The 5654-nt window shown below is 66.0% G+C and carries 7 protein-coding genes; 5 read left to right on the plus strand and 2 right to left on the minus strand.

The window, feature by feature from the left end:
* Window positions 1-635: 635 nt before the first annotated feature.
* Both ACH4FX_RS43010 and ACH4FX_RS43015 read right to left on the minus strand, forming a co-directional pair.
* Window positions 636-803, minus strand: coding sequence for a DUF6192 family protein (locus ACH4FX_RS43010; RefSeq protein WP_398487360.1), 168 nt, complete (start codon window positions 801-803; stop codon window positions 636-638).
* 128 nt (window positions 804-931) lie between these two features.
* Window positions 932-2302, minus strand: a complete 1371-nt coding sequence (locus tag ACH4FX_RS43015; RefSeq protein WP_398487352.1) for a pentapeptide repeat-containing protein — start codon at window positions 2300-2302, stop codon at window positions 932-934.
* 14 nt (window positions 2303-2316) lie between these two features.
* On the opposite strand from ACH4FX_RS43015, the gene ACH4FX_RS43020 reads away from it, so the two are divergent.
* The 5 genes from ACH4FX_RS43020 to ACH4FX_RS43040 all read left to right on the plus strand — a co-directional run bounded on the left by ACH4FX_RS43020 (window position 2317) and on the right by ACH4FX_RS43040 (window position 5391).
* Window positions 2317-2520, plus strand: coding sequence for a hypothetical protein (locus ACH4FX_RS43020; protein WP_398487354.1), 204 nt, complete (start codon window positions 2317-2319; stop codon window positions 2518-2520).
* A gap of 222 nt (window positions 2521-2742) precedes the next feature.
* The gene (locus tag ACH4FX_RS43025) at window positions 2743-3060 is read left to right on the plus strand and encodes a hypothetical protein (protein WP_398487355.1); all 318 of its coding nucleotides are present in this window, start codon (window positions 2743-2745) and stop codon (window positions 3058-3060) included.
* A 787-nt stretch (window positions 3061-3847) separates the two neighbouring features.
* Entirely contained in the window at window positions 3848-4240 is a 393-nt protein-coding gene (locus ACH4FX_RS43030; RefSeq protein WP_398487356.1) for a hypothetical protein, read from the plus strand.
* A 279-nt stretch (window positions 4241-4519) separates the two neighbouring features.
* Window positions 4520-4861, plus strand: coding sequence for a hypothetical protein (locus tag ACH4FX_RS43035; RefSeq protein ID WP_398487358.1), 342 nt, complete (start codon window positions 4520-4522; stop codon window positions 4859-4861).
* A 272-nt stretch (window positions 4862-5133) separates the two neighbouring features.
* A complete protein-coding gene (locus ACH4FX_RS43040) occupies window positions 5134-5391 on the plus strand; it encodes a YlcI/YnfO family protein (protein ID WP_398487359.1) in 258 nt (85 codons plus the stop codon).
* Window positions 5392-5654 lie beyond the last annotated feature (263 nt).

The following is a 5654-nucleotide window of genomic DNA, read 5'->3' on the forward strand; positions in this document are numbered from 1 at the left end:
CCGGAACTCACAACCGCGATCAGCGGCCGCATCGGCCTTCTCAGTGACGCACACACTTCGCCGCCGACTGCGGGGAACCGCGGTGAGTCTCAGGTAGCAGGGCCAGGAGCCACCGCCTAGAAAAGCTTGCCGCGGCGCCCCGCGTCCTGCGCGTCACCCTGCTCGGCGCCTGCCGCTCTCAGACGGCTCCGGGATCGTCTGTGTCACGGTCCGCAGCGGCTGGTCTGGGAATGCCCTCGTTCGGAGAGATCTCTGTCCGAACTACGTGACCCTGGCCCGACTCGCGGTGCCGCATTGACGGGGCACCGCCACCCGAGTCCATCGGACAAGGCAATCGAGAACCTCCAACACGATCTTCTGGCGCTCAGGCGACAGAAAGGGCCAGGTCAACCACGCGGGCGCGGATAACAACACGACTGCCAGGAGGGGCAGTACGGACAGCACGATGAGAAAGGGGCGTGACAGCCACGCAGACATGCGTCAACCTCCGGGATGCTTCCCCGTAAAGGGAACCGTGCTGGATGGCGACGCAAACTGGGCACCCCAAGCGTTCAAGTGCATGGAGTCTCCGGCCGGAGCCGACATCCAGTAGTTGCTCCCTCCCTACCCACTAGCCGGACAACGCAATCGCTAGTTCAGAGGACGCGGCTTTCACCCGAGCGGCGTTCTCGTGGATCGTCTGAGAGCCTGCGGTCCCGCAGCCGGGGCACCACCCGGCCGGCCGAGGACACGAAGGCGTGACAGGCGCCGACCAGGTCGGGGAGTTCCAGCGGCCGGTCGATACTGCGGATGGTGGGCGGCAGGAGGCCTGCTGCTCACTCGCCAGCCGGCCTGTCAGGTCGGCGCGTCCTGAAGGTGATCGCGGACCGGGCCGTGAGGCAAATCCCCTTTCGTTCAGGCGCGTTGGGCTCTGTCACTATAGGACACCGCCTTAGCTCGCCCAACGAGGATCCGGCCTCTGCCCCTGCCTCGGGTAAGGGGGGCGGTAATTACCTCGAGTACCTCGAAATTGATCACCGCCTTCACTCACGATAGAGCGCCCCGCATTACCCTCTTCCTCTTCGGTGGCCCATCCGGGCGGCAGCATAACAACTTCTGAGGTATTTAGAACCCTGGCGCCGGAGAGGTCTATTCCTGCGTGAAATCTAGGATCACGCCTTGGGGACGCTGGATTGACGAATCGGGCGTCCGCATGGAATACGGAGTCCGTAAACCATGCCTGGTCGGTGAATTCCTCTCGCGCCAAGTGGAATTGTCGATGAAATTCGCTATTCCTGAAATCTGCTACACCTCCGTACTTCGCGCCATGGGATGACAGGTGGCCAAAGAAGTCCACGCCATCAAACGCGGCTCCGTCTTCGAACTTGGCATGGGCGAAGCGCGCCGTACAATGGAAGACTGACCCGGAGAATCGCTCCTGTCCAACAAACCTGGCTTCACCGAATTCGCATGCAGTGAAATGGCATTCAGAGAAGTCCACCTCAAGCAGTGCGGCAGAGCGCAGATTTAGCGTGACTCCCGGCCAGTAAGCGGCCCATTCATCGGGCGGGTCCGGCGGGTCCTTCTGGAGTCGACTGCCGGGCGGCGCCTTGCGCAGGTGCTTAGCCAAAATCTCCTGCGCCGCTCGACGGACCTGCCATTCCTGCCGAGCATCAGAATCTAGGGACGATGCTCCTGGGTTCGCCCCAGCAACCTCAGAGAGTGGGCCATACGGCATCCTAAGGTAGGCGCAAATTACTTCAGTGACAACCTGGCGGTGCTCCGGATTCTGCTGGGCCAGTCGCTCAAGAGAGTAAAGCCCGCCAAGTCGAACCATTGCCTTCTCGTGCCCTAATTGCTCCACCGCGTGACTGTAGAGTTCTGTGACCCTCCGTTCGGTTGCATCATGAATATTTGCGTCAGCCACCTTCTCTGAATGTGCCTGAACTCGCTCTGCGCGCTCACTGGCAATTTCGTCCAGTCGCTGGCGTCGATAGGCGGTGACCAATGCGACAAGAGCGCCTACGCCTGCAACCGCAGCGAACACGAGTTTCAAAAGGTCCAGCTGTGCTGCAACATCCAGCGGCTTCGGGTCCGCTCTGGGCGGGGACCCAAGAAACCAAGATATAAAGAGCCAGCTGGAGATCAATAACATGATCGAAGCTATTACGGAAACTATCAAAGCTCGGCGGATAGACCAAAGCCCTAGTGTGCGATGTGCATCTTTAGGAACAGGGCTCGAGGTGAGGGATGATTCCGGCACGACAGAAAGGGTGCCAGGGATGATGCGCTCAAGTGGCCGGAACGGCAGATCGTCCAGCACCCGACTGGCCAGGGGTGTGGACCCAGGCCGGCGGATACAGCAGTCCGGTCTGCGCCGTGGTCGGCTCCGGCTGCGACGATGACCAGTCGTACGATTTGATCGACTGCATCTACCCGCACGTCCCGGTCGGTGCCGACAGCCCGGCCGCCGCTGCCATCACCACCGCGCAGAAGGGCGGCTACTTCTTCCAGCCGACCCTGCCGAGCTGGGTGCAGTAGCCCGGAGAAGACGGGAGCCGCAGGCTGCCGGAAGACGTGAGGCCAGGTGGCCCGGGGCATGACCAGGAGCCCGGCCTCGCGCTCTTGGAGCCGTTCCTGGAAACCGATACGGACCAGCCGCGGTGCTGGGATTGCGTGGCCGGGTGATCCCGCTTCCGTCGGTGCCGCTGCTTCTGGGACAATCACACGGTGCACGTACCACCCGCCGACCCAGGGACTGACATGGCTTCCGAGGACCCCATCGCTCACAACGAGCTGGAGGCGCTCAGCCGCCGTACCGCGGCCGTCGAGGACCGGGTCGAATCCCTGCAGGTGCAGTCCGGCGGAAACTTCGCCGCCGTCATCGAGGGTCAGGCCGCGCTGCGCCGGGAGGTCCGGGACGGCTTCGCCAAGGTCAACAGCCGGTTCGACGCCCTGGAGGGCAAGGTCGACCAGCTCGCTGACGAGATGCGCAGCCTGAACGAGAAGGCGGACCGCAACCAGACGCGGATCGTGGAGCTGCTCACCAACCTGGTGGGCAAGAACCCCGACGCGAGCTGACTCGCTCCGGCCGGCGGGCCGGACTGCTCCGAGGCCCGGCAGGGCGCCCAGCACGAAGCCGATGCTGCCCTGCCGGGCCTCGCTGCTGTTCCGGCACTTGGTGGCCGGATCGACGGCCGGTACACGAAGCGGCCCTTCGCGACGGGGGATACGCGAAGGGCCGCAGACCAGTGTGCCACCACGCTGCCGGAGCCCGCGGTGAATCGTCGGATGCAGCTGGCATGGTTGCTGATGACGCAGCGTCTCGCCGCGGTTCACGGCGCTGCTTATCGGGCGTTCCAGTGGGTGAGGGCGGGGATGGGGGCGGGCCGGGGGCGCCGTTGGACCATGGATGTGGCCGGGGCGGGTGCGGGGCCGGTCGGGGAGCCGGCTTCGGTGGTGGTGAGGTGCTTAAGGGGGGCGGCGAGGGTGTCGCTGAAGGCGGTCAGCAGATCGTCCAGCCGCTGGGTGGGCGGGGGCGTGGCCTGGGCTTGAGCGGGGGGCTCGGCCGGAGCGGGCTCGGGGGAGGCGTGGGCGAGGGCGTCTTCCCACAGGGGAGCGAAGTAGTCGGGGACGCCGTCGAGGACCAGGACGATGCGCAGGACGACGTCCCAGTCGGGAACCGTCTCGCCGCTGAGGACGGTCCTGGTCTAACGTGCCGCCGCTGGAGACGGCCATGGCCCAGGCACTGGGGGAGCCGGCGCGCTGGTGCAGGTAGTGCAGGGCGGAGGCCAGGGTGTGACCGGTGCCGCCTTTGCCACGGCGGGCCCGGGCGTGGGTCCGCTGGGGCCAGGAGCCGGATCTGCTGGTGCCTGATCTCGTCGCCGCCCGGATCCTCACGGCCGACGGCACCGGTCTTCGTAAGGATGAGGGTGACGACGCCGCCGATCGTAAGCGGCGTGCCCTGGCCGTCTTTGAGGACCGCTTCGGCCTCTCCTTGCCCCGGACCGCCTTCACCGTCGACCGGCTTCCCGTTCACGCAGTCAACGGGACACCCGCCCCGGACTTCGACGCCGTCCGCGCCTGGGCCCAGGCCCAGGGCCACCCCGTTCCGGATGAGCGTCTGGGCCTGGTCCCCGCCGGTCTCCGCAGCTCCTACGACCATGCCGTCCACGGGCAGCAGCACCTTGACGGCATGGCCTCGACGCCGATCGATGCCACCTTTCATACGAGCGGAGTGCTGAGGCACGCCGCGGAGTAGGTTTTCCCCTGGGCCGGCAATGCCGGGCCGGATACGGCGGCCCTTGCATATCCCGGCATCCCGGACGCCGGCGCGTCTCGATGAGGCCCTGTGTCCGGACCCGGCTCGCGACGGAAGCGGGCGTGGCTATGCACCCGTCAGCGGTGCTCAGCCACGCCCGGTACAGCAGCGGCGAGAGATCCAGAATGTCACGGTCTCAGTGCGCTGGGTCGAGCGAGTTCGACTGACCCGAGCGGAGGTCCGCGCTGGCGCCGGATGCGGCTGCGAGACAATCTGCTCATGGGGATTGATCTGCAACTGCACAACGGCCGCCCGCACTGGCCCGGCCGGCGCTCGAAGCGCAAGCCGACACTGATCCGCCAGTCCCACGGGCACGGCGAAGCGCTGGCTCAGCTCATCGCCACGCTTCCCGCCAACACGTCGGGAAAGCTTTGGACAGTCGACCCGTACAACGACACCGTCCTCAACGAGCAGGAAGCCGAGGCCGCACTCCGCGAGATCCCAGATCTTCTGGACCGCTGCACCGACGGCTCGCAAACCGCCGCGGTCCGCGACCTCGCCGAATACCTGAAGGACTGCGCCGCCACTCCCGGCAGTTATCTCGTCTTCGTCGGTGACTGACCCGGCCGTACTCGACTGACTTGCGCTTTTCGCATGGCCGCCGGTCCTGTCTGCACGTACTCACGCTTCCCCGTGGCAGTCAGCGCTCCACTTGCCCGGCGCTCGGCGCGGTCGGGCGGGCTGGCAGTGGTGGTCCCGGGAGAGGCCGGCCGAGTCGGCGTTCCGGTTCTTTCACGCGGTGGCGAGCCCTCTCATGCCCGGCAAGACCGCACCGTTACGGTTGGGCTGCCGAATTCCTACCCGTGCTGTACGCCTTGCTGTACGGTCGGGGTATGTCGAAGCCAGTGACGATCCGGGTTCCCGAGGAGCTGCACGCCCAGTTGCAGGAGCGGGCCGAGGCCGAGGGCACCACGGTGACCGCGCTGATCACCGAGGCCGCGCGCAACGCGGTCCGCGACCCGCGTCTGGAGGGCGCCGCGAAGGTCTTCCGGCAGTTCGTCGCCCGGAACGCCGACGCGTTCGACGCGGCGTTCCCCGACGACGCCCCCGCCCGCCTGGACGCTGCCGATGCTGCGGGGCGGGCGGCCTGAGTGGAGCTGCACATCGACATCCGCTGGCTGCTGGAGCGGCAGGCCGAGGTGCTGCCCAAGCATCCCTCGGTCCACGACTTCTCCTTCTCTGAACTAACTTGATAACTGCTCACTTGAGTGAATGGGTTGGTGCTTCGTCTTGGACGGGGCGCTTTTTTGTTGCCCGGATTCCCTTCAGTTCGCGTGGCCTTGAGGTTTTTCGACCGTGCTGGTGCGTGCGACGATGCGGCTGAGGTCGGGCATGCCGAGATGGACGGTGGTGC

Origin of the sequence: Streptomyces sp. NPDC018019 (assembly GCF_044327805.1) — a bacterium.
In the GTDB taxonomy this organism is placed as follows: Bacteria; Actinomycetota; Actinomycetes; order Streptomycetales; family Streptomycetaceae; genus Streptomyces.